The 22886-nt window shown below is 53.8% G+C and carries 21 protein-coding genes; 12 read left to right on the forward strand and 9 right to left on the reverse strand.

Annotated features, from left to right (window positions below; translation table 11 throughout):
- Nucleotides 1-250: 250 nt before the first annotated feature.
- Both QTO31_RS16595 and QTO31_RS16600 read right to left on the reverse strand, forming a co-directional pair.
- Nucleotides 251-880 carry a DUF4388 domain-containing protein gene (locus tag QTO31_RS16595; protein WP_301430193.1) on the reverse strand — a complete coding sequence of 210 codons (630 nt, stop codon included), beginning with the start codon at nucleotides 878-880 and terminating at the stop codon, nucleotides 251-253.
- 314 nt (nucleotides 881-1194) lie between these two features.
- A complete protein-coding gene (locus tag QTO31_RS16600; RefSeq protein WP_301430195.1) occupies nucleotides 1195-2163 on the reverse strand; it encodes a COX15/CtaA family protein in 969 nt (322 codons plus the stop codon).
- 156 nt (nucleotides 2164-2319) lie between these two features.
- Between QTO31_RS16600 and QTO31_RS16605 the strand changes: the two genes are divergently transcribed.
- Complete coding sequence (locus QTO31_RS16605; protein WP_301430196.1) at nucleotides 2320-3651, forward strand: M20/M25/M40 family metallo-hydrolase; 1332 nt, start codon at nucleotides 2320-2322, stop codon at nucleotides 3649-3651.
- A gap of 565 nt (nucleotides 3652-4216) precedes the next feature.
- Here QTO31_RS16605 and QTO31_RS16610 read toward each other — a convergent pair.
- The 3 genes from QTO31_RS16610 to QTO31_RS16620 form a co-directional block, all read right to left on the reverse strand.
- Nucleotides 4217-4552 carry an STAS domain-containing protein gene (locus tag QTO31_RS16610; RefSeq protein WP_031459442.1) on the reverse strand — a complete coding sequence of 112 codons (336 nt, stop codon included), beginning with the start codon at nucleotides 4550-4552 and terminating at the stop codon, nucleotides 4217-4219.
- A 189-nt stretch (nucleotides 4553-4741) separates the two neighbouring features.
- Nucleotides 4742-6427: a SpoIIE family protein phosphatase gene (locus QTO31_RS16615; protein WP_301430197.1), complete on the reverse strand. Its 1686-nt coding sequence runs from the start codon at nucleotides 6425-6427 to the stop codon at nucleotides 4742-4744.
- Nucleotides 6428-6435: 8 nt separating this feature from the next.
- Nucleotides 6436-7527, reverse strand: coding sequence for a HEAT repeat domain-containing protein (locus QTO31_RS16620; protein ID WP_031459444.1), 1092 nt, complete (start codon nucleotides 7525-7527; stop codon nucleotides 6436-6438).
- Nucleotides 7528-7710: 183 nt separating this feature from the next.
- On the opposite strand from QTO31_RS16620, the gene QTO31_RS16625 reads away from it, so the two are divergent.
- The 10 genes from QTO31_RS16625 (at nucleotide 7711) to QTO31_RS16670 (ending at nucleotide 18368) form a co-directional block, all read left to right on the forward strand.
- Nucleotides 7711-7902: a hypothetical protein gene (locus tag QTO31_RS16625; RefSeq protein ID WP_031459445.1), complete on the forward strand. Its 192-nt coding sequence runs from the start codon at nucleotides 7711-7713 to the stop codon at nucleotides 7900-7902.
- Between the two features lie 8 nt (nucleotides 7903-7910).
- The gene (locus QTO31_RS16630; protein ID WP_173424553.1) at nucleotides 7911-8066 is read left to right on the forward strand and encodes a hypothetical protein; all 156 of its coding nucleotides are present in this window, start codon (nucleotides 7911-7913) and stop codon (nucleotides 8064-8066) included.
- Between the two features lie 348 nt (nucleotides 8067-8414).
- The gene (locus tag QTO31_RS16635; RefSeq protein WP_301430199.1) at nucleotides 8415-9218 is read left to right on the forward strand and encodes an ABC transporter ATP-binding protein; all 804 of its coding nucleotides are present in this window, start codon (nucleotides 8415-8417) and stop codon (nucleotides 9216-9218) included.
- A gap of 52 nt (nucleotides 9219-9270) precedes the next feature.
- Nucleotides 9271-11220, forward strand: a complete 1950-nt coding sequence (locus QTO31_RS16640) for a long-chain fatty acid--CoA ligase (protein ID WP_301430201.1) — start codon at nucleotides 9271-9273, stop codon at nucleotides 11218-11220.
- 20 nt (nucleotides 11221-11240) lie between these two features.
- A complete protein-coding gene (locus QTO31_RS16645; RefSeq protein ID WP_301430202.1) occupies nucleotides 11241-12122 on the forward strand; it encodes a branched-chain amino acid ABC transporter permease in 882 nt (293 codons plus the stop codon).
- 29 nt (nucleotides 12123-12151) lie between these two features.
- Complete coding sequence (locus QTO31_RS16650) at nucleotides 12152-13210, forward strand: branched-chain amino acid ABC transporter permease (protein ID WP_301430204.1); 1059 nt, start codon at nucleotides 12152-12154, stop codon at nucleotides 13208-13210.
- A gap of 22 nt (nucleotides 13211-13232) precedes the next feature.
- Nucleotides 13233-14441, forward strand: a complete 1209-nt coding sequence (locus tag QTO31_RS16655) for an ABC transporter substrate-binding protein (protein WP_301430205.1) — start codon at nucleotides 13233-13235, stop codon at nucleotides 14439-14441.
- A 57-nt stretch (nucleotides 14442-14498) separates the two neighbouring features.
- On the forward strand, nucleotides 14499-15290 hold the full coding sequence (locus QTO31_RS16660; protein WP_301430206.1) for an ABC transporter ATP-binding protein: 792 nt from the start codon (nucleotides 14499-14501) through the stop codon (nucleotides 15288-15290).
- A gap of 70 nt (nucleotides 15291-15360) precedes the next feature.
- On the forward strand, nucleotides 15361-16581 hold the full coding sequence (locus QTO31_RS16665) for a phenylacetate--CoA ligase family protein (RefSeq protein ID WP_301430207.1): 1221 nt from the start codon (nucleotides 15361-15363) through the stop codon (nucleotides 16579-16581).
- 671 nt (nucleotides 16582-17252) lie between these two features.
- Complete coding sequence (locus tag QTO31_RS16670) at nucleotides 17253-18368, forward strand: Uma2 family endonuclease (protein WP_301430209.1); 1116 nt, start codon at nucleotides 17253-17255, stop codon at nucleotides 18366-18368.
- 306 nt (nucleotides 18369-18674) lie between these two features.
- Here the strand turns inward: QTO31_RS16670 and QTO31_RS16675 are convergent, their stop codons facing one another.
- The 4 genes from QTO31_RS16675 to QTO31_RS16685 form a co-directional block, all read right to left on the reverse strand.
- Nucleotides 18675-18857 (reverse strand): hypothetical protein, encoded by a 183-nt coding sequence (locus QTO31_RS16675; protein ID WP_301430211.1) that lies wholly within the window; start codon nucleotides 18855-18857, stop codon nucleotides 18675-18677.
- 629 nt (nucleotides 18858-19486) lie between these two features.
- Entirely contained in the window at nucleotides 19487-19936 is a 450-nt protein-coding gene (locus tag QTO31_RS19360; protein ID WP_367620645.1) for a glycosyltransferase 87 family protein, read from the reverse strand.
- 447 nt (nucleotides 19937-20383) lie between these two features.
- Nucleotides 20384-20947: a hypothetical protein gene (locus tag QTO31_RS16680; RefSeq protein WP_031458892.1), complete on the reverse strand. Its 564-nt coding sequence runs from the start codon at nucleotides 20945-20947 to the stop codon at nucleotides 20384-20386.
- A complete protein-coding gene (locus QTO31_RS16685; protein WP_031458891.1) occupies nucleotides 20937-21518 on the reverse strand; it encodes a PH domain-containing protein in 582 nt (193 codons plus the stop codon). Before QTO31_RS16685 ends, QTO31_RS16680 begins: the two co-directional genes overlap by 11 nt.
- A gap of 467 nt (nucleotides 21519-21985) precedes the next feature.
- On the opposite strand from QTO31_RS16685, the gene QTO31_RS16690 reads away from it, so the two are divergent.
- Nucleotides 21986-22855, forward strand: coding sequence for an alpha/beta fold hydrolase (locus QTO31_RS16690; protein WP_031458890.1), 870 nt, complete (start codon nucleotides 21986-21988; stop codon nucleotides 22853-22855).
- Nucleotides 22856-22886: the final 31 nt, after the last annotated feature.

Raw genomic sequence — 22886 nt, forward strand, 5'->3', positions numbered from 1 at the left:
AGTATAGCAGATGGCAGGGAAGGATATAAGGATGAAGACCGGATTGACATTTTTAGCAGTTTCATCTTTTAGTGCCATAAAGGCTTCTTGCCACCCCCCTTCCTCGCCCCTGACGAGAAAGGAAGGAGGCGAGGGGAAGGTGAGGGGCGAAAGATGAAAATACCAGGCTTGGCCATCCCTACCAGTGACATCAAAAAGAGAGGAAGGGCTGAAGCCCTTCCCCTCTCCTTACACCCTCATACAACCCGTATCACGAACGCAGGATTGACAGCAGCCGGTCGAGCGATGGTACGACCGCCGATTGTTGCTTCGGTTGCAATGCTGGCTTATGCTCTCCTCGTTCTGTTGCGACCGATTCAAGACGAACAACCTGTTGCGCAACCAACTGTGCAATACCTTCAACCACATCTATCGCTGCCCACCGCAGTTCACGGGCAATATCGCTCAGCCGCTTGCGTCCATCTATCACCTCAAGTAAGAGATGCAACGCCACGTTCGTCTTCTGCAATGCTACCTCGCGAGGTACAGTCAACACCGGAACCAGTTCCAGGGAAGGCACCTGATGCCATAAGCGCCGCCAGCGCAGGGCTGTGTGCTCAGCGTTACGCAACAATGTCTCTGCATCGCCCCATACCGATTGCTGTTCGCTGTACGCACCACTGGTAACATTAAACATTCCCTGCTGGACATTGAGCAGCATTCCCAGCGCCTCGATCCCGATTTGTCCGTCACATTCAACGTGATATATCTGCCCATTGGAAAAATAAATCCGTCCCGACCGTTCACCATCAATATCAAGCGAGCCAGATAGAGCACTGTACACGGCCAGATCAATCAATTCGCGTAACGGCACTTGCTGCAATGATCCATGTAATGCCATTCGTGGGCCTCCTGGGCAAGAACACAACAAAATAGGATACCCTTTAAAATTGGTTATACTACAATTCTGGCTGTATCACAATATGACTATAGTCCACTCATTATGGAAGTCGTCATAGTACCGGTTCAAGTAACGCAACGTTCTTTTTTCCTGACAGTAGTGGTCGAACATGAGCGGAATGGGTTTATCTGGCTCAGGCGGCCCTTCCTCTCGCTGAGTGCAGAGGAAGGGGCCGAGAAGTGCGAGGAGAGAGGAGCGTGCTTTACAGCCTTATCGCTCACAATGCACGACAGATCATTCGCGAAACAAAGTTGCTATACCGAACGAGCTGGAGCAGAAGCTGATGTCGCCTGCGCGATCCGCACATCACTCGGTCGGGCTAACAGCGTTGCACTCAACAAGACCAGGGCTAGCCATGCCAGATCGGCGAAGAGCAGGTGAATCAGTTGCATCCAAACCGGTGCCTTAAGCATTACATTCAACGCACCCAAAAAGATTTGGCCGACAAAGATTGTCGCCGTAGCCCATGCCAGGCGACGGGTTGTCGGTGAGGGATCGTAACGTATAGCTCGTTGCGCCAATGAAATCATTGCTAATCCGACCAGCGTGCCCAGCACCGGATGGATAATGCGCATCAGTACCAGCGGATGGCTATCGCGATTGATCGGCTGCGAGACCCCGCCGGGTAAGACCCCCAATTGCAAAAGTGTATCACCTAGCGCGGTTACTGCACCGCTCGAACCAACCAACGCCGTGCCAACCAATGCAGCAATGAGCAGGGCCAACAATCCACCTTTGCCCCGCAGATCGGGCGCCGGTTTGCCACCGGCATACCAGGCGGTAAGCGCCATTGCACCGATAAGCAGGAATGTATTGATCAGATGGAGACCCAACGATAAGGCTCGGGTTAATGACGCATCGTGCGCAACCAGTTGGAAAAGGACTAAGGCGGCACCGATCAGCGACTCAACAATCATGAGCACCATCGCGGCAATCGCAGCCCGACGGGCCGGATGACCGGCAGCAAACAATCGTAAGGCCCAAACCAACAGAACAATCGTTAAGAGCAGTGCAATGCCACTGGTGACGCGATGCGAAAACTCAATAAGCTGCGCTACATCAGGCGCACGAGGGATAACCTGTCCGTCACACAACGGCCAGTGATCACCACAACCGGCGCCGGAACCGGTGGCACGGACAAATGCGCCCCACATGATAACCAACAGGTTGTACCCGACATTCAGCCAGGCAAAGGTAACAAAGGTGCGGTGCCGGGGTTCCATGTAACTTCCTCCCGCTGCGACCTGACAGTCGCAGATTGCAAGAATAATGTGACATTTCGCACTTTATTCTACCATGGTCATGATGCAGTAGGCAGTAAACACCGTGTTATAATTCGTTCACCAAACACGATATTGATCCTGAGAAAGGGTGCTTGGGTGACTGTACACGCACCGCCGTCAACTGAACAGCTTGTGCAAATATTACGGCACCTCTGCCGGCGACCATCGACCAGTGGTCAGATCGAAGAGTTGCACGATACTGCTGAATTCATCGCACTCTTCGTCCGACAGCTTGGGATGCATGTGCGCATCGCAACCACCGGTATGGCGCCAGTGGTCATTGCCCGTCGTGCGGGCCGGCGTTCACAGACGATCTTGCTATATCACCATTACGATACACCGCCGACCGGCCCGTGGCGTCACTGGTCGCACGAACCCTTTGATCTTGCCGAGCGTGATGATAAGCTGTTCGGACGAGGTGTGGCCGGCGGTAAAGGTGCGCTGGCTGCTCATCTTGCTGCATTGCAAACCATTTTGCAACGTGAAGGTGAACTGCCGTGTGGTGTCACCCTGGTCATCGAAGGGGCTGCCCTGATCGGTAGCGCCGGTTTAGCTGAAGCATTACGAGCGCACGATGATCTCTTGCAATGTGATGCGATCCTGGCCAGTATTGGTGATCGGGATGTTACCGGCACACCTATCTGTACCAGTGGCAGTAAGGGATGGATTCGCCTGCGTCTAACCGCTCACGGCCCGGCTTATCCCTTACCACCTGGCTTTGCAGCCAGTGTCGCTAATCCTCTCTGGCGTCTGATCTGGGCTGTGGCTTCGCTGAAAGGTGACGACGAAGATGTGCGCATCGAAGGTTTTTACGATGCTGTCGAAGGCCCATCGCGCACCGATAATGCGGTCATTCGTCAGTTGCAACTGGCCGCTGCTACTCGTCGTCAGGCCTGGCAGATCGACCAATTTCTCTTTGGTATCGACGGTGCGGCACTGAGTCGTTCAGAAGTCACTCTTCCCACCTGTAATGTGAGCAGATTAACCGTTGAACCTGCCGGTGATACACCAGCAATACCGGCACAAGCCAGTGCATTGCTCGACATCCAGTTAGTCCCGCATCAGCAACCTGACACCACAGTGACATTGATACAGCAACACCTTCACGATAAAGGGTTTGCCGATATTGCCCTCGAACGGTTGCCCGGCGGATACCCACCATTGGTCACGGCGACTGATAACCCCTTCGTGAGCCGCGTTGCTACTATCGGGGCGACGGTGTTTGAACGTCCTCTATCGGTGGTACCGGCCGGTCCGTATACAGTACCGTTTAGCTTGTTGGTCGGGCAGCATCCCATTCCTACGGCAAGTGTTGGTTTTACGCCAACGGTAAGCGCGCTCTTTGCCCCCGATGAGTATGTTCCGCTCGCAGACCTCATCCGGCATAGCCGACTACTGATCGAGATTCTCGACCGCTGGTGGAGCTAGCTGTTGTTTGTGCACGGGATCAATATTCACCAGTGTAGAGCGTGATCAGAAACTCATGGGTCAGGCGCTCAGCAGGGTCGTCGGCTGAAGTGGTGAGTAACGAAGCGCCTCATCAACAATCCGGGCTTTCGATAAGGACCATAGGGAAACGTTGGTGGGGAACGCATACGTCGCTTTGGCGCGATAGAAACAGGTGGCATCGGGTTCAGCACCGATGCTGCGGAGCACGCCTGGACCCCCTCACCTTCCCCTCGGCCCCCTTCCTCTCCCGCAGTGCGGGAGAGGAAGGGGGGATGTTGGCAATCCCGCATACAATGATTGCACGGGTACAGTACGTGCCCGATGAGAAATCTGGGTTTTCAATCAAGCTCTTAGAACCCCTCATCTGCTCCGTTTCCTCTGTGACCTCTGTGGTGCAACACGACGCGAGCCTGATGGATGCAACCCGCTGCTGTCTCTCTTCGAGAAACAGATGACGCGGTGTTCGTTGGCAGGATGAACATGCCCCTCATTCCAGAAGAGGAGCCATTTCAGGCGTGGTTGCGAGAAGGAGTAAAAAAACTGCCTAGTGACTACGATACGCCGCTAACGCAGATTCGCGGTCGGGATAAATCTTGAACAGCGTATCAAACCGGCTTTTACGAAATATTTCGGCAATTTGTGGTTGCAAATGACACAGACGGAGATCGCCACCGTAGGCTTGTACAGCACGCAGATTGGTCAGCAACATTCGCAAGGCCAGACTCGCCACAAAGTTAACTTCGCTCATATCGGCCAGTACTTTCCCGCGATGCTGGTTCATCATTTCAGCTAATTCATGCTCGATTGCTGCAATACCAGCCGCATCGAGACGAGCTGGCAGACTGATAATGAGTACATCATCTACACGATCGGTTTTCACGCCGAAATCTCTCTTTCTAGCGGAGAGTCGCCCGCTTTACCACGTTGCAGGATGCAGGCATTATACCACGCTGACGGGTGATGGTTCATACCTACCACTCTCATTGACCAGCGTGGCAATCACCATCGTACACTCCCGCAGATGAAGAAGATCGCCCTGCCCTATACTCTTCGCCATCCAGTGTATTTCCTAATCGCTCGCTAATCGCTCGACGATCAACAACGTAATATCATCAGCCTGCGGTGCTCCGGCAGCGAATGTGTCAACCGCCGCTACCAGCCCGGTCACCAGATCGGCGGCCGATTGCTGAGCGTGAGTCTGGAGATAGGTTTGTAACCGTTCATCACTAAATAACTCGCCGGCAGGATTCATTGCCTCCGTAATCCCATCACTAAACGCAACCAATTTTTCGCCAAGGTTAAGCTGCAATTCGTGCACATCATACGTCTGTGCGGCAATGATCCCTATCGGCAGGGAACCTTCTTGCAATTCTTCGACCAGATCGCCGTTAGGGCTAACCCGTAGCGGTGGATTATGACCGGCATTGATATAGGTCACGACACCGCTTCTCGGATCGAGCAAGCCGTAGAAGAGCGTGATAAACATGTTGGCGTCACCGTGCTCACGACAAATATAGTCGTTGGTGAGACTGACTGCATGGCGCAACGCTGCTGCGCTATCGTTGCTATCACGTTGGGGCAGACCAACTGCCTGCGAGGCGGCGCGGAGCAATGATCGGCTGAGGGCAACAAACAGGGCCGCTGTTACCCCCTTGCCACAGGCGTCGGCAACTACCAACCCAACACGACCGTCAGGAAGGGTGATCGTATCGAAAAAATCACCACCGACCGCCTGTGCCCCCCGGCTGAAGCCAGCGATTCGCCAGCCTGGCGGTTGGGGAAGGACACGCGGCAAGAACGATTGCTGAATACGACGGGCGATGTCTAACTCCTCTTCGAGACGGTTGAGGCGAATCAATTCGGCCTGCGCTGCCTGTAATTGCTGATAGGCCGTTAGCAACTCGGCATTTTTGCGTTCTAGATCGTGGATCATGCGCAGATTGGTATTGCGCACCCGACTGACAATGCTCCGCAGCATATTCATCGCCAGCGCTGGACTCGAACTGATTAGCGTGGCAAAAACGGTTTCGTTTAAGCCAACGAGACGGCTAGGTTCGATAGCACGGACTGTTGCCGAGCGCGGGCTATGGTCGATCAGGCTCATCTCGCCGATGATTTGCCCCGCCTGAAACACTTCCAGCCGCAGTTCAGTACCGTTCACAAATGTGATCACTTCAACGGCGCCACTCAAGATCACAAAACATTCGTTACCCGGATCACCCTGATGAAACAGGACTTCCCCTGCCGCCAACCGACACTCTGCCAGGCGCGGGGCCAGTTCGGCCAGTACTGATTCAGGCACCACCTGAAACAACGATAGGCTCCGCAAACGATCCAGCATCGTCATCGTTTTCGTGATCACTAGTTCGTTCCAACCGCTTACCGGATCGTGCCGATAATCGAGCGCGTCAGCGTATTCGCGCACAAAAAAGAGACCGAGTCCACCGACGGCCCGTTGCTCGACAACACTGCTGAGATCAGGGGGAGGTGCGTCGCGGGGGTCGAACGAGCGACCACGATCGCGAATGGTAATGGTCAGAGTTCCCTGGTCATACTGACAAGACAGATAAATCTGATCGCGGTTGTTGTCATCATAACCATACTTGATAATATTGGTGGCAACCTCTTCGATGACCAACCGCAGGAGATATACATAATCGTGTGACAACTGCCAGTCAGCCTCCAGTGCATCACTGAAGGCCAACAACGTAGGAATAGCGTTCCAATCTGCAAAGACACTAATTTGCCGCTGCATGCCCATCTCTACACGGCTAGAGGCTCAGTCGGATGCCGGCTAGGGCTAAGCGGCAACGTTGCACGGAGCTTGCGCAGACGGGTGATCGCATCAACGGCCGCTTCGTGCACATTGGGGTCGCTATCGTCAACGGCCTGGGTCAGCGCATTGAGAACAGTAGTTGTGGCGGCAGCGACCCCAAGGCGGCCAAGCGCACGCGCCGCAGCTTCACGAGCGTAAGCATCATTATCGGTAAGCATCGGGAGGAGATGTTCAATCATTTGGGTTGTACCGGCCATCTCCCCCAACTGACTGACAACCAGCGCCGCTGCTGAGCGCACAAAACTATCGGAGTCGTCCAAACACTCAACCAGATAATCAAGCAACTGGGGAGATGCGATGCGGTCACGTAGTTGTCCTAATGTCCGTGCAGCCGCAAAACGGGTCTCCAGATCGCAGTCGTGAATAGCCAGTCGAATGAGGGTCTTCACCAACGGTTGTGGTGGGATACCAGCAATCAGACCCAGCATACGAGCAGCGGCTGCTCGCACGTGTGAGGCACTATCACTCAGACCATCGTGAAGCAGGACAAGATCAGCAGCGGTATAGTGACCTTCGCGCACGCGCAGGCGACGAATTGCTTCGTAACGGCTCTGCCAACCGGGGTCTTGCAATTGACGACGTAACTGTTCAAAATCACCGCTCTCAAAAGTATCAAGTTCAGCGAGCAGTGTTAACCGCAGCCATTCATCCCGCGAACTATTAAGCCGTTGGCGAGCGAGATGAATGACATTCAATGTTAGCAAGATTTCTTCAATGGTAAGGCGCAACTCAGGGCGCGACCGTAGCTCACGTTCAATGAGATGAGATACCTGGTAACGCCAATGACCGGCACGTCGCACGATATGATTAGCGCCAGGTCCACGCGAAATGTCGGCTAGCGTTAAGACAGCCGCTACCGGTTCTTCATGAAATGCAATGAGAAACGGCTCAAGTGTGCGCAGGGCAAGGAAACCGAGCACGGTACTGACCCCAGCAATCTGAATCTCTTGCCGCGGGTTACGGGCAAAGTTATTAAATCGTTCCGCTATCTGCTGCCGCCATGTCTCACGATCAAACATTGGCAGCTCCTTTCCCCTGCGCTACGATCGCAGATTTCTGTCCGTATATACTTGTAGTATAGCATGCCAGCGTACAATGATACAGTACTTTGGTACTATTCTCGGATTGCAAAACTATTACAACTAGCAAGCTCACCGTCTTGTGGTAAGATACTGCAGGAAGCAGATATTTATGAAGGTTGTATGACACAAACACCAGAAGACCCTGACGTTACGACCAGCATTCGCCGTGTACGCCGCGGCTGCATCATGATGGCAATTATCGTCATCGCGATGACGATTTTTCTCATCAGTGCGACGGGAAATCTGGCCTTCTCTCTACTCTTGTTCGTGGCTGCTTCCCTGCTCGCGTTAGCCTTTTTTGTGGTGCGGTGAGGCTTTCCATGTCACCAGTCTATCGCCGTGCGCTCCTGGCCGTTCTTGGGTTAGTGTTCGTCCTTATCTCTGTCGTCGTCGCCTTTCAGCAACCGTTTGGGCTGTGGCATTGGTTTTGGCTGGCGCTGGCCGGATTGTGTCTGTTTGGTGTCCGCCGCCAGTAAAGTGTGGGGTAACAACTCAGGATGCACAGGTTGCGGCGGATCAGACACTCGCTGTCGTGTCCCGACACTTTTCCCCTGGCGCCCTATTCGTCCCTCTTTCCTCCGTTTTAACGTTCGATCATCGCAGAAGAGCCAAATCTGCCTCCCTGTGCACACCAGACCCCATTTGCACGATTGCTCAATCTTCGCTATAATAAGAATTGGAATTTCCCCACCCCATAGGACATACCGAAAAAACGGTGATGTCTTTAAAGAAATAACGAGTTCGTGATACTCAATACATCGCGCAGCGGTGCGTATCTGCTTTGCGCATTATCAAAGAGGATATGCATCATCGATGAGGATCGCATGACACATCATGATTCAACCACGCTACCAGCACCGCAAATGGAGATTGACCACGTCGGGCTGAGCTTTGGTGGCGTGCGAGCGCTCCTTTCGGTCACATTCAATATCTATCCCGGAACAATTCAGGCAATCATCGGGCCTAACGGCGCTGGCAAGACCAGCCTGCTCAACTGCATTAGCGGGCTATACCGTCCGCAGGAGGGCCAAATTCGCTTTGAAGGACGGAACATCATTGGCCTGCCGCCACACCAGATTGCCCGGCTGGGGATTGCACGCTCCTTCCAGAATATTGAGCTGTTTCGCCACATGACTGTTGTCGATAACCTGATGCTCGGTCGACACATCCACATGCGCAGTGGGGTCTTAAGTGGCGGTTTCTATTGGGGACGGGCCCAGCGTGAAGAGGTTGAGCACCGCGAGTTTGTCGAGCAGGTAATCGATCTGCTCGAAATTCAATCGATTCGTAAGAAGATGGTCGGCGCGCTCTCGTATGGGTTGCAAAAGCGCGTTGAACTGGGGCGGGCGCTGGCCATGAATCCACGCCTGTTGCTCCTTGACGAGCCAATGGCCGGAATGAATAGCGAAGAAAAAGAGGATATGGCCCGCTTCATCCTCGACATCAACGAAGAGTACGGTACAACGATTGTCCTGATCGAGCACGATATGGGTGTCGTTATGGATATTAGTGACCGGGTAGCAGTGCTCGAATTTGGGCAACTGATTGCATACGGTACGCCAGCCGAGGTACGGAGCGATCCGAAAGTGATTGACGCTTATCTTGGTCGGGAACACGCGATAGTGTAGGAATCCACAACCTGTCAGTACTGATTACCAGATCTGACACGCGGGTGAGACAATGATCCAAATACCAGAGACTACACTTCCACGGCTGTTGTTTCAGAATGCCGAACGTTTCGGTGACAAGGTCGCTCTGCGTGAAAAGGATTACGGCATTTGGCAGACAGTCACCTGGCGGCAGTTTGCCGATCATGTACGTGCCTTTGCGATGGGCCTCTATGCGCTTGGCGTGCGACGCGGTGATGTGGTCGCCATTCTGGGAGATAACCGTCCTGAATGGCTGTACGCCGAGTTTGCTGCTCAGAGTATTGGCGCTATGTCCATCGGCGTCTACCAGGACTCAGTTGCCGAAGAGGTTTATTACACCGTCTCAGCCGCAGAAGCAAAGGTGATTGTCGTCGAGGATCAGGAGCAGGTCGATAAAATTATCGAAATCTGGCCACGGCTCCAAGGTGTTCTCAAGGTTATCTATTACGAACCGAAGGGAATGCGGAATTACCGTCAACCCTACCTTGCCTACTTTCCTGATATTGAAGAGCTTGGCCGGAAGTTTGATCGCGAGCATCCCGGTCTGTTTGAAGCTGAGCTGGCCGCCGGCAAGCCCGATGATGTAGCCATCCTTTCCACCACTTCGGGAACCACCGGTAAACCAAAGCTGGCGATGTTGACCCATCGCAATATGATCAGTCAGGGCGCCGGTTTGCTTGCCGTTGACCCACTTGGCCCAGATGATGAGTTTGTTAGTTTCTTGCCGCTGGCATGGGTAGGTGAGCAGATGGTAACCGTCGCTGCCGGAATGCAGTGCGGATTCACCATCAACTTCCCCGAGTCGGCCAGTACGGTGCAAGAAAATATTCGCGAGATTGGGCCACGGGTGATGTTCTCACCGCCCCGTATCTGGGAGAATATGCTGTCGCAGGTGCAGGTAAAGATCCAGGACTCGACGCCACTGAAGCGGGCAATTTTCGAGTGGGCTATGAAACAGGGATACGAGATGGCCGATACCCGTTTTAGTGGGAAGCAGCCCGATTTCTGGTTGCGCCTGCGCTATGCTCTTGCTCGCCTGCTAGTGTTCGAGATGTTAAAAGACCATCTCGGTCTGCGTTTCCTCAAACGAGCTTATACCGGTGGCGCTGCACTCGGCCCTGATGTCTTCCGCTTCTACCACGCAATTGGCGTCAACCTGAAGCAGGTTTATGGTCAGACTGAAAGCGCTGGCCTGAGTGTGATCCACCGTGATGGTCAGATTAAGTTTCAAACGGTCGGTACGCCACTGCCAAACACTCAGATACGGATTGCCGAAAACGGCGAAATCCTGGTCAAGAGTCCGTCAGTCTTCGTGGGCTACTACCGCAATCCGGAAGCCACTGCCGAAGCACTGGAAGATGGCTGGTTGCACAGTGGCGATGCCGGTTACTTCGATGAAGACGGTCATCTGATCGTGATTGACCGAGCGAAAGATGTAATGACGCTGCACGATGGCACGAAGTTCTCGCCCCAATTCATTGAAAATAAGCTCAAGTTTAGCCCGTACATCAAAGAGGCGGTGGTGTTCGGCGGCGACTGGCCCTTCGTGACGGCGATGATCAACATCGATTTTGCGAATGTCGGCAAGTGGGCGGAAAATGCGCAGATCTCATATACAACGTATACCGATCTGTCTCAGAAACCGCAAGTCTACGCTCTGATCCGTAAAGATGTTGAACGAGCAAACGCCGATCTCCCGCCGGCTGCACGGATTCGCCGCTTTCTGTTGCTGCATAAAGAGCTTGACGCCGACGACGGTGAATTAACGCGGACTCGTAAGGTTCGCCGTCGATTGGTTGCGCAACGCTATCAGGAGATTGTCGAAGCCCTGTACAGCGATCAGGACGAACTGGAGATTGAGACGACGATTACTTATCAGGATGGCCGTACAGCACTCATCAAGACGCGCCTGCACATTGAGGAAATAGACGATCCAACGGTGTCAATACCGACCTCGGCATCACGTGTGGCATCTCACTGACTGGTTATACGGAGAAGGTTATGGATCGGTTTATCCAACTGGCGCTCAGCGGGATTGCAAATGGCGCAATCTTCGCACTGGTAGCGCTCGGTTTTGTCTTGATTTACAAGAGTAGTGATGTCATCAACTTCGCCCAAGGCGAGCTGCTGCTGATCGGTGCGTATCTGACTTACGCTATGGTTGAGCAATTTGGCCTCTGGTGGCCGGTGGGTGTGATCGTTGCCGTGGTACTGGCAGCAGTGGTTGGAGTGCTCATCGAACAGTTAGTGCTGCGCCCCCTGATCGGTGAACCGGTGATCTCGGTGATTATGGTTACGATTGGCCTTTCTTCACTCCTGCGCGCAATCGTCGGTGCAATCTGGGGCACAACCCCACGCCCAGCACCACAGTTTTTACCAACCGACACGGTGACAATACTAGGTGCCAATGTCAGCATTGATCGCATCTGGGCATTCGTCCTGGCAATTACGCTCTTCGTTATTTTGACCCTCTTTTTTCGCTATAGCCGTGAAGGTATTGCCATGCGTGCCGTGGCCGATGATCAGCAGGCGGCACTCAGTATGGGAATCAGCGTCAAAAAGGTGTGGGCCGTGGCGTGGGCAATCGCCGCTATCACGGCAGCCGTTGGCGGCATCCTGTTGATGAGCATCTTTGGTGGCGTATCGGGAACCATCGCACGGGTTGGCTTGATCGTCTTTCCGGTCGTTATTCTTGGCGGTCTCGATAGTATCCCAGGTGCAATTATTGGCGGACTGATCATCGGTCTGCTGCAATCGTTTGCCGGTGGCTATCTTCCCCCGGAATGGGGTTTAGGCGAAGTGGTCCCGTTCATTGTCCTCTTGTTGATCCTATTGGTGCGACCGTATGGGCTGTTTGGGCAGCGGATCATCGAACGGGTGTAACCCGACACGTAGAGATGAGGGTGTGAACGATGCAAAGTGGAACCTTTCACACAACATACGCCAGTGATGTCAGTCTGCGCCCATACTGGCCGCAACGGATACGGATCGTCATGGTGTTGGTGGCAGCGCTGATCTTCCCGTGGTTTGCCGACCGCTACTGGCTAAATTTAGCCAACACCATTGCAATTGCTGCCATCGGTGCTATCGGCTTGAATATTCTGGTAGGTTATACCGGTCAGATCAGTATCGGTCACGGTGGCTTCCTGGCGGTTGGCGCCTACACTGCCGGTCTGCTGGCCGTTCATCTTGGCACCCCGATGTGGTTGACCATTCCTATTGCCAGTTTCTTCACTGCTGCTGTTGGCGCCTTCTTCGGGTTGCCATCACTCCGCTTAAAGGGGTTGTATCTCGCTATCGCCACCCTGGCCTCACAAGAGATTATTATCTGGTTGCTTACCCACGGAAAACTGCTCGGTATCGGTGAGTCGCTTTCCCTTCCCCGATCAACAAATAATCTGTTTGGTTTACCGGTTGAATGGCTAGGGAACAACGACTTCGCTTTCTACTGGATATGCCTTGCGTTTCTGATTTTTACCGTTATTTTTGTCAGTAATCTCTTCCGTACCCGTGCCGGTCGTGCGTTTGTGGCGATTCGTGATCAAGACATTGCCGCTCAGGTCATCGGTGTTGATCTGTTCCGCTATAAGCTCCTGGCCTTTGCTACCTCGTCATTCTTTGCCGGTTTAGCTGGCGCCCTGACTGCCCACTATCGCGGTGTCATTTCCTGGGAACGCTTTACTATCGATACCAGCATTCTCTACCTGGCAATGATTATTATCGGCGGCCTGGGAAGCGTCTCGGGTTCGATCTACGGCGCAGCTTTTATGGTGCTACTGCCGGCGTTCCTCTCTAACATCGCCCGTGCGCTCAGTGGCATTGTTCCCGACATTAACTCGTATTTGCCGTATTTGCAACAAGGAGCATTTGGGTTAGCGATCATCCTCTTCCTGATCTTCGAACCAGAAGGCATTGTCAAGATGTGGCGGAATGTTAAAGATTATTTCCGGCTATGGCCGTTTAGTTATTGAGGTGTGTAGCAAGGAGGATGGTATGCACAGGTGGAAACGGACGTTCGGCTGGTGGATTGTCATGGCGCTTTTTGCCACAATGCTGGCCGCATGTGGCGGTGGCGGCGCCGGAGGAGGTGGTGGCGCAAGCAGCGAGCCAATTAAAGTAGGCGCAATTTTCGACTTGACCGGCGCAACGGCTGACGTTGGTACTCCCTATGCCCGTGGACAGATTGCCTTTATTGATTGGAAAAATGAACAGGGAGGGATTAAGGGCCGCCGTCTTCAGTTGATCAGTGAAGATTATGCCTATCAGGTTCCCCGCGCAGAGGAATTGTACACGAAATTCGTTACGCAAGATAAGGTATTAGTCTTCTCGGGCTGGGGTACCGGCGATACTGAAGCCTTACGCCCCAAGATTACCGAGGACAAAATCCCGTTTATCTCGGCATCGTATTCGGCAACGCTGGCCAATCCGGCCGAGACACCCTACAACTTCCTGGTTGCCCCAACCTACTCCGATCAGTTGATTATCGCGATGAAGTGGGCAATTGATGACTGGAAAGCAAAGGGCAATAGTGGTCTGCCGAAGTTCGCGTATCTCATCAACGACAGCCCCTTCGGTCGATCACCGCTGGCCGACGGTACCGCTTTTGCGAATTCGCAGGGGATCGCTACGCCGCTAGAGGTGCCTTCACCACGTGGTGCAACCGACCTCACACCACAGTTGACCCAGATTCGCGATTACGGCGCTAACTACATCTTCTTGCAGAATGTCTCTAGCCCGGCAGCATTGGCGATTAAGAATGCGAAGAGTCTGGGGTACGATGTGCAATTCGTCTGTCTCAACTGGTGTGCCAATGAGATTCTGATCAAGCAGGCGGGGGCAGATGCCGAGGGTGTGGTGGGTGTTGTCCCCTTTGACCACCAGGCCGAAGGCGCGAAAGTGGCGCTCGAATTTGCCCGTAAGAAGAATATTGACTATGGCGGCGCCGATAGCACCTTCGTGCAGGGATGGACGGCTATGTCGATCCTAATCGCCGGTATTGAGAAAGTGGTGAACGATGGCAAAGAGCTGACCGGTGAAAATATCAAGAATGCGCTGGAGACGATGGGTGAAATTGACACTAAAGGGGTAACGTTACCGGTCAAGTTCAGCCCAACCGATCACGCAGGGGTAAAGTCAACACGCATGTTCCGCGTTGAGGACGGCAAGTGGGTCGCAATTACCGATTTCATTAGCGCACGATAGCAAGTCGATCACTGGCGTGTCGTTATCAAACGACACGCCGGAACTTTTTCTCTGCCTATGCTTGTACTCAACAACATTGAAGTGATTTACAACGATGTCGTGCTGGTGCTCAAGGGTTTATCTCTTGAGGTGCCAGAAGGTCGCATCGTTGCATTACTCGGCTCGAACGGCGCTGGTAAAAGTACAACCCTGAAAGCCATTTCGGGCCTGCTCAAGCCGGAAAACGGTGAAGTGACCGACGGTGAAATCCTGTTTCAAGGCCAGCCAATTCATAAAAAAGATGCCGCTGAGATTGTGCGCATGGGTATCTTCCAGGTGATGGAAGGTCGGCGGGTCTTCGAGCATTTAACGGTTGAAGAGAATTTGCGGGCTGGCGCCTATACGCAATCACCGCGCCATTTCAGCAACGATCTAGCCCTGGTTTACGACTATTTTCCTCGCTTGAAGGAACGACGCAACCAGGTGGCCGGGTTCCTCAGTGGCGGTGAACAGCAGATGTTGGCGATTGGTCGGGCACTGATGGCGCATCCGAAACTGATCATGCTCGATGAACCGTCGCTCGGGCTGGCGCCGTTGTTAGTCGCCGAGATATTTGAGATTATCCGGCGCATCAATCGCGAACAAGGGACAACCATTCTGCTGGTTGAACAGAATGCACGTCTGGCCCTTGAAGCAGCGCACCATGCGTACATTATGGAAAATGGACGGATTGTGCTCGACGGATCACCTGCTGATTTGAAAGATAATGCTGACGTGCGCGAGTTTTACCTCGGTTTGAACGAAATTGGTAGCCGCAAGAGTTATCGTGAAGTCAAGCATTACAAGCGGCGGAAGCGCTGGCTCTCTTGAAAAAGATGTATATTCTACTTCGTTAACGCTCATAAACGGCAATCGCCAGCTAAGAGGCAGCGAGGACGGTATGGATATTCAGGCATTTTACGCTGGCTTTGATCAGCGAGTACGCGACATTGTGGCCTTCGGTTACGAACATTCACCAGCGTTTCGTCGCCGAATGGAGGCTGCCGGTCTGACGCCTGCCGATATTCAGACCACCGCCGATCTCAGCCGACTGCCGATTTTGCGTAAAGAACAGTTGGTCGAATTACAGCGACAAGGTCCCCAACTCGGTGGTATGCTCACCGTACCTCTCTCGCGTCTCCGACGTATCTTTCAGTCGCCAGGGCCGATCTATGACCCTGAATCTGATGAACCAGACCCCTGGCGTTGGGCGCCAGCATTTCGAGCAGCCGGTTTTGGCCCCGATGATATTGTGATCAACTGCTTTGGGTACCATCTCACACCCGCTGGGGTGATGTTTGAAGAGGGAGCACGTGCGGTTGGTTGTGCCGTGATTCCCGCCGGTGTCGGTAATCAGGCTCAGCAAATTGAAGTGATGGCCCAACTCGGCGTCACGGCGTATGCCGGTCTGCCAAGCTACCTCAAAGCGCTCCTTGAACGGGCAGTTGAACTCGGCCACGATCCGCGATCCTGGCCGCTCAATAAAGCGTTTGTCGCCGCCGAACCGTTGCCACCATCGCTACGCGCCCTGTTTGAAGAGCAGTATGGCATTCTGGTCTACGATGGCTACGGCACTGCCGAAACGGGGAATCTGGGCTATAACGGCCCTGAACGTCAGGGCTGGCATCTACCCGAAGATGCGTTGGTGCAGATTTGTGACCTTAACACCGGTGAACCGGTACCGCCCGGCCAGACCGGTGAAGTGGTTGTCACCCTCTTCCGGCGAGATTACATTCTCATCCGCTTTGCTGTCGGTGATCTGTCGGCCTTGATGGAAACATCTACGCCAACGGTTATCCCCACACCGCGCCTGGTGGGGTGGCTCGGTCGCAGTGGTGAAAGTGTCAAAGTGCGTGGTTTGTTTGTGCACCCCCGTCATCTGGCCGAGACAATGCGCCGGTTAGAGGGCGTCCAGGCTTATCAAGCCGTTGTCATTCGCGAAAACCACCGCGATGAGCTGATCTGTCGGATTGTGCCAACGGCTGATGCCGATCCTGATCGGCTCCGTGATGCTGCAGCCCAGAGTTTGCATGAAGTACTCAAACTTCACTGCAAGGTCGAATTGGTGAGCGAACTCCCTGCCGATGCAAAGCCATTCGTCGATTTGCGAACCTGGGAATAGGGCAGGCGTGGGAGAATAAATGTATTAGATGCGTTGCTGCTCACCGTTTTCTTCGTGAGGCAGGCAATATTTCCAAGAACGCTGAATACTCTTGGGCAAGGGGTTTCAGCGTTCTTTGCTGCACCTCGCCCCGACCGGTCCCCCAATACAGCAATCGTGCCCACACGGCCTAACCCACAGTGCCGCCATCGGGCGCTTCCCGTGGTCATCGTCCCGGCGAATTGCAACGCAACGGATGCCGCGCCGACCGATGCTTCCCCGTGTACGGGTGCAGCGGCGCTGCACCCCAACCGATCTTCTCCTGCGACTGGATAGCTCGGCGAGGCGAGTCTCGCCCATCGTCGTGACCACGTGGAGGAGCGCGACGCCGCCTTGCTCCTATTGACGGGGTTCAACTGTCGTGGGTGTGACGATACAAGATATTCGGATCGGCGCTTCGTACCGCTCACACCGGTATGCTCCACACCCACGATTGCCGCAGGTTTTCGTGTAACTTTTTGGTCGCTCAAACGGTTTCTTTATTGAGCACCGTTTTGAGCACCAGGAAGACACGATGAATGGAAAACACCACCACCCGCTGCCCGTTGCGCTGCCGCCGTTGCCCCTGCATCCTGCCCAGCGCTGTGCTACAATACCGGCAGACCCACCTACCACAGCAAGGAGGAACTGCGATGACCCATCCTACTGCCACCGCACCTGCACCGCTCCCCGAAGAAGACCCCTTCCGCTACGGCTGGCGCTACGTCCGTCGGCCTACCCCCGACGACCCCGACCACCTCGAACCGGTGCCGCTCACCCTCGAAGACGTGTTGCACCCCGAAGTGGGAGACTTCATCGTGCACAGTGACCGTCACGAAACCGACCGGATGTACCTCACGGCGGTGTTGCGCGCTCGGCTCGAAGCGCACGGGCGGGCTATCGTGCTGAGCGACGTGCGGGTGGCGTGGGACGTGCCCGACCTACGTCCGCACGGGCCGGACGTGATGGTCATTCCAGGGCTGCGCGAGCGGCGCGACTGGAGCACGTTTGACGTGGCGGAGGAGGGGGTACGACCGGCGTTGATGATTGAGATCACCTCGCCGGAGACGCGGGAGAACGATGTGGTGTGGAAGGTGGCGCACTACGCACGGGCGGGGGTAGCGCAGTATGTGATTGTGGACAACGTTGGACGGCGGGGGGAGCGGCAGCTCCGGTTACTCGATTATCGGCTGGTAGGGGACACCTACCGGCTGCAACCGCCGGACGAGCGGGGGTGGGTGTATCTGGAGCTGGCTGAACTGTGGGTAGGAGTGGAAGGCGACCACGTGGTGTGCTACGCCGACGACGGCACGGCGTTTGGCGACTACGCGACGGTGGTACAGCAGGCGACAGAAGCTGAGGCGCGAGCGCGACAGGAAGCGGCAGCGCGGGCCGAGGCAGAAGAACAGGCCCGACGCGAAGCGGCAGCGCGGGCTGAGGCAGAAGAACAGGCCCGACGCGAAGCGGCAGCGCGGGCCGAGGCGGAAGCGCAGGCACGTGCAGCAGCGGAACAGGCGCAGCGGGAAGCGGCCGCACGGGCCGAGGCAGAAGAACAGGCCCGTCGGGAAGCAGTAGCACGGGCGGAGGCGGAGGAACAGGCCCGTCGGGAAGCCGCAGCACGGGCGGAGGCGGAGGAACAGGCCCGTCGGGAAGCCGCAGCACGGGCGGAGGCGGAGGAACAGGCCCGTCGGGAAGCCGCAGCACGGATCGAGCTTGAAGCCCGTCTGCGTGAGCTAGAGGCCGAGATGCGGCGGTTGCGTGGTGGATGAGCGGAATGATCAGCGATACGTACAGCAGCGCTCCCCCTATCGCGATTGGCGATAGGGGGGCAACATATCCAATCCTCGGTCACCTTACGATACTTAGGATGCGGGCCAGAGGCCCGCGCACCCTGGCAAAGGGGCATCATATCCAATCCTCAGTCACCTTACGATACTTAGGATGCGGGCCAGAGGCCCGCGCACCCTGGCAAAGGGGCATCATATCCAATCCTCGGTCACCTTACGATACTTAGGATGCGGGCCAGAGGCCCGCGCACCCTGGCAAAGGGGCATCATATCCAATTCTCGGTCACCTTACGATACACTGACGAAGGTCTGTGTGTGCGCTGCTTCATCCAGTCCTCGAAGTGTTCCGAACCCGAGCACGCTGAAAAGCTGTCGAGACAGTGCATCTTTCACATCAGAAGTCTGCGTCTGAGCATGCGGCATCTTTCCTGGCCGACGATTACCAATGGTAAGCGTGAGGTTGTCTGCCATGACGTTTGCAGGCGCTTATGCGCAAGGTATCAGAGCATCTGCCCAATATGCGCACATCAAGCATGATCGCTCAGAGCCTGATCAAAAACCCGGATTTCTTATTGGGAACGTATCGTACTCGCGCAATGGTCGCACGAGTACGGGACGTGCCCAACGAGAAAGCTAGGTTTTTAATCAGACTCTAACTGTGTTTGTGCTCGATGCGGTTGAAGACTACTTCTGCCGGGAATAAAACGCTCGTAATTGCCAGAGCAATATCGATAATAATGACAGATGCCCAAACACATGGATTAATAATCCATACGTCCACCATCGACGGTCTATCTGAACGATGAGCAGTCCTACCAAACACCAGGTCACTACCCTCCAATTCAGGCGACTCCACCCCATCCATATCAGGATTGGAAAGAGCATGAAAACATAGTGATGATACCACATGACATTTGGTGAAAGCATCATTCCAAGGGTAGTGATCATAAACATTGGTTCTCTTGGCTGTTCGCCGTACCGAGTCAATAAACCACTTACAACAATCACCATCAAGATATAAATCGTCAATATTCTTTGAATGGCAAGATGATTCGAGGAAAGAAATGAAGAAAAAGACAAAATTAGCTTCTGCAACACTGTTAGTGCAACCCGGTTATAATATCATTAGATCGTATTGTGTTGCCAATAGCAGCAAGTTTTGAAACGAGCGACTGTGAGTTAGCTCCCATTGGAAATTGAACTGTAAGCCATTGAAAAACACTAGGGTATTCCAGAACAGGTAAAAAACCATATCTTAGAGCGCTTAAATAAGTTATACAAACAATGAAAATAGTTGCAAGAACTAAAATAGAATATCTGCGATGAACAAAAAGATATAAAAAGAACAGAACAGGGGACACTTTGGTAATGACTGCCAAACCTAGTCCGATAGCGCTGAGAAAAGGAAATGTACTCATCCAAAAGAACAACATAAATATTCCAAACAGTGTGATTATGTTTATTTGACCAATGTGAATTAACTCAAGAAATGGTGCAAAACCCAGACATATAACATACCAATACCAGACTTTTTTCAGCGCTATAGCCATAATATCGAGCCGTGCCGTATACAATTAAGATCAGGAGAACAATATTAACAGTCGAATATAGTAACGCTTTCAAATAAGGATCGATGTAGTGGAAAATCTCGATAATTAATAGAGCCGGAGGTGGATACAGATACCCTATCCCGATTGATCGTGTGGCATAAGGATTTTGTCCATTCAGTGCGTCATGAAGTGCCCGCTCGTAGTACCCGAAATCTTCAAGTAGCATGTCAGGAATCGGCTTTATTTCGATTAACTTTAGTTCAGTGTAAATCCCAAGCATTATATATAGGAATAAGTATAAACAAAGGAGAACTTGATAAAATAGAGATGACTTCATGACCACTTTAAGATTATTCATTTCCATACCATCGGAGATACGCGATCTGTAGCTGATATGATTTACTAGAAACAGCACCCGTTAATCTCTCATCCCTCACCCATCTGTAGTTATTCTACTTGCCTGATACACGCGAGAATATCAATCCGCGAACGATTGATCTCGATCCAGTCACCGCTCGTTAATCGCTCGCAGCCGATGAGATCGGCCAGGTGGGGGGCGCTGAGGGTTGTGCGCAGACCAATCGTCGCCGCTTCACCCACTCTGATCACTAATTCGGTGTACAGCGTTTCAAACGGGAGCTGTGCCCGTTGCACCTCCCACTCCAAAACGTCACTGATTCGACCATAAATGATCGGATTGCTCAGCGGCTGGTGTAGTGATTCATCGGACGATGGCACAAAGCCGATGCGAAACGGCGGTGTTTGTAATCGGATAGTGCTGAGAGCGCACAGCAGGCGAACCGTGGTGGTTTGACCGACGAGCGCTGGGTCAACCCGATGATGACGATCGACCAGCCAGAGGCGGGTACCGGGATGTGTGTCAGGGCCGGCGTTCAAAGGGGTAACGATAATGCCTGGTAAGTAGCGCCGACCATCCTCGTGGAGTTCACCCGGAATAAACTGCTCGTAGCGGCAGCGGAGATGGATTCGATCCAGTGCGCTAAACCTCATGGTCCACCCCAACCGATTGCTCCATCTTTCTGGTCGCTGAAGCCAGGCGTCGTTCATTGAGGGCGTTGATAAAGTCGCGTGGCCGATCGGGGCTGATCAGCAAGACAGAGGCATCATAACGGGCAATCGCGACCAATCGCTGACGGTTCGTAGCAAAGAAGACAACTTTGCCATACGGATCGAGCCGAAATGGCCCCTGATAGCCAAAGACGCCGGGGTTAAAGGCAAAGCGGAGTCCGAAACGAGGCATATCGGCCAGCCCACTGGCCAGCGAGACACCACTTATCTGATCGAAGGGAATGGTCAGCGCCGGTACCCAGCGCCGTTCAATCACCAGCGCATCGGCATCGATGCGGTATGCCCGTGGTTGAAAGGCGTAGCTCAGCAGGAGGTAACATGCTAGCGCCGCGGCCAGTCCTAATGGTACCTGCAAACCATTCCAGCGCAGATTGGCAAGGTAGGCAAAAAATTGGGGGAGAACCAGTAATCCCCCTAGATACGCCAAACCATACGTAACCTTGGCAGCGTAGTCATCGAGTGGTGCTGGCGTAAAGCGTTCAGGTGCAGCCATTGAACAACCCTTTTCTCATTTCAGATATGAGTGCACTGAAAAACTCACCACGGAGCACACAGCGTACACAGAGCGTATAAGGAAAGGATCATTTTTGGCCATTGGGCGCATGGAAGAAAAATGTTCACAACCCTCTGTTCAATGAACGATAACATTATCTTTCGTCTCTGCGATCTCCGTGGTCTCTGTGGTAGAAAGATCACCGTTGGAACCAGAAAGTACGCTTCTCCGCACGCATGATACTTCAGGTTGAAAAACGTACCGCTCGTTGCACCATCACTGCGGTCGGGTAAGATGGCGGGTGGCGCAAGTTTCTTTCATTATAACGCGATTGATCGCCGTAAAGAATTTTTACATATAAAACAGATTATTGCATTTCATTTGATCCTGTTGCATAATGACGATTGACCTGCCCTGCTCTTCGTTCGGTCATCCGGCTAAACTGCATCGTCAACAGGATATGGTTTATGGTACCAGAAACCGCTGGAACGCCGTTGCCCCTCTTACCGGTGCCCCCTGTGTACACCACGTGGCGCGATCAGGCGATTGCCACCTACCATGCTGGCTCCGGTCGCCCGGTTCTGCTGGTTCACAGTATCAATGCTGCAGCCTCGGTCTTCGAGATGCGTGAACCGTTTCAACGCCTGCGTGATCACGTCGCCGTGCACGCAGTTGATCTGGCTGGATACGGCAATTCGGCGCGACCAGCCTGGCGTTATCGTGCCGCAATGTACATCGATCTGATTGAGACATTGCTCGCCCAGATCGGACAACCAACCGCACTCATTGCCAGCTCACTGAGTGCAGCTTATGCGGTCATCGCGGCCACTCGTCAACCACACCTGGTTGACCGCCTGGTGCTGATTTGCCCAACCGGCATTAGCCAACTTGCCCGCCCACCTGGCATTACCGCTTACACGATATATCAAATCTTGCGCAGTTCGTTCGGTCGTTTGATCTACCGTCTGCTCACCACCCGACCCAGTATCCGTCTTTTTCTGTCCTCACAGGCGTATGCCGATCCGGCCAGTATCACCGACGAGCGGTTGGAGATGTTCTATCGAACCTGCCGTCATCCTGGCGCCTACTATGCCCCAATCTGCTTCCTCAGCGGTCTGCTCAATTGTGATATTTCGACAGCCTTTGCCAGCCTGACCCAACCAACACTGCTGGTATGGGGCAGCGATGCCAGAACGACTCCACTCTCGCAAGCTGCTGGTTTTGTTCGGATCCGCGTTGCAACGAAGGTAGCGGTGATCGACCGGGCCAGTCTGCTGGTGCAAGACGAACAGCCAGAAGCATTTATTGAACAAGTGTTGCCGTTTCTGAGCCGCTGATCATCAACGGTAGAGGGGCGGGTTGATAACC

This window comes from Chloroflexus sp. MS-CIW-1 (genome assembly GCF_030444705.1).
Lineage (GTDB): Bacteria > Chloroflexota > Chloroflexia > Chloroflexales > Chloroflexaceae > Chloroflexus.

Bases quoted from the DNA above. Each gene is read 5' to 3' on its own strand.
- QTO31_RS16595 (WP_301430193.1), bottom strand. From the start codon at position 880: ATGGCATTACATGGATCATTGCAGCAAGTGCCGTTACGCGAATTGATT.
- QTO31_RS16600 (WP_301430195.1), bottom strand. From the start codon at position 2,163: ATGGAACCCCGGCACCGCACCTTTGTTACCTTTGCCTGGCTGAATGTC.
- QTO31_RS16615 (WP_301430197.1), bottom strand. From the start codon at position 6,427: ATGCAGCGGCAAATTAGTGTCTTTGCAGATTGGAACGCTATTCCTACG.
- QTO31_RS16620 (WP_031459444.1), bottom strand. From the start codon at position 7,527: ATGTTTGATCGTGAGACATGGCGGCAGCAGATAGCGGAACGATTTAAT.
- QTO31_RS16625 (WP_031459445.1), top strand. From the start codon at position 7,711: ATGACACAAACACCAGAAGACCCTGACGTTACGACCAGCATTCGCCGT.
- QTO31_RS16630 (WP_173424553.1), top strand. From the start codon at position 7,911: ATGTCACCAGTCTATCGCCGTGCGCTCCTGGCCGTTCTTGGGTTAGTG.
- QTO31_RS16635 (WP_301430199.1), top strand. From the start codon at position 8,415: ATGACACATCATGATTCAACCACGCTACCAGCACCGCAAATGGAGATT.
- QTO31_RS16640 (WP_301430201.1), top strand. From the start codon at position 9,271: ATGATCCAAATACCAGAGACTACACTTCCACGGCTGTTGTTTCAGAAT.
- QTO31_RS16645 (WP_301430202.1), top strand. From the start codon at position 11,241: ATGGATCGGTTTATCCAACTGGCGCTCAGCGGGATTGCAAATGGCGCA.
- QTO31_RS16650 (WP_301430204.1), top strand. From the start codon at position 12,152: ATGCAAAGTGGAACCTTTCACACAACATACGCCAGTGATGTCAGTCTG.
- QTO31_RS16655 (WP_301430205.1), top strand. From the start codon at position 13,233: ATGCACAGGTGGAAACGGACGTTCGGCTGGTGGATTGTCATGGCGCTT.
- QTO31_RS16660 (WP_301430206.1), top strand. From the start codon at position 14,499: ATGCTTGTACTCAACAACATTGAAGTGATTTACAACGATGTCGTGCTG.
- QTO31_RS16665 (WP_301430207.1), top strand. From the start codon at position 15,361: ATGGATATTCAGGCATTTTACGCTGGCTTTGATCAGCGAGTACGCGAC.
- QTO31_RS16670 (WP_301430209.1), top strand. From the start codon at position 17,253: ATGACCCATCCTACTGCCACCGCACCTGCACCGCTCCCCGAAGAAGAC.
- QTO31_RS16675 (WP_301430211.1), bottom strand. From the start codon at position 18,857: ATGGCAGACAACCTCACGCTTACCATTGGTAATCGTCGGCCAGGAAAG.
- QTO31_RS19360 (WP_367620645.1), bottom strand. From the start codon at position 19,936: ATGGCTATAGCGCTGAAAAAAGTCTGGTATTGGTATGTTATATGTCTG.
- QTO31_RS16680 (WP_031458892.1), bottom strand. From the start codon at position 20,947: ATGAGGTTTAGCGCACTGGATCGAATCCATCTCCGCTGCCGCTACGAG.
- QTO31_RS16685 (WP_031458891.1), bottom strand. From the start codon at position 21,518: ATGGCTGCACCTGAACGCTTTACGCCAGCACCACTCGATGACTACGCT.
- QTO31_RS16690 (WP_031458890.1), top strand. From the start codon at position 21,986: ATGGTACCAGAAACCGCTGGAACGCCGTTGCCCCTCTTACCGGTGCCC.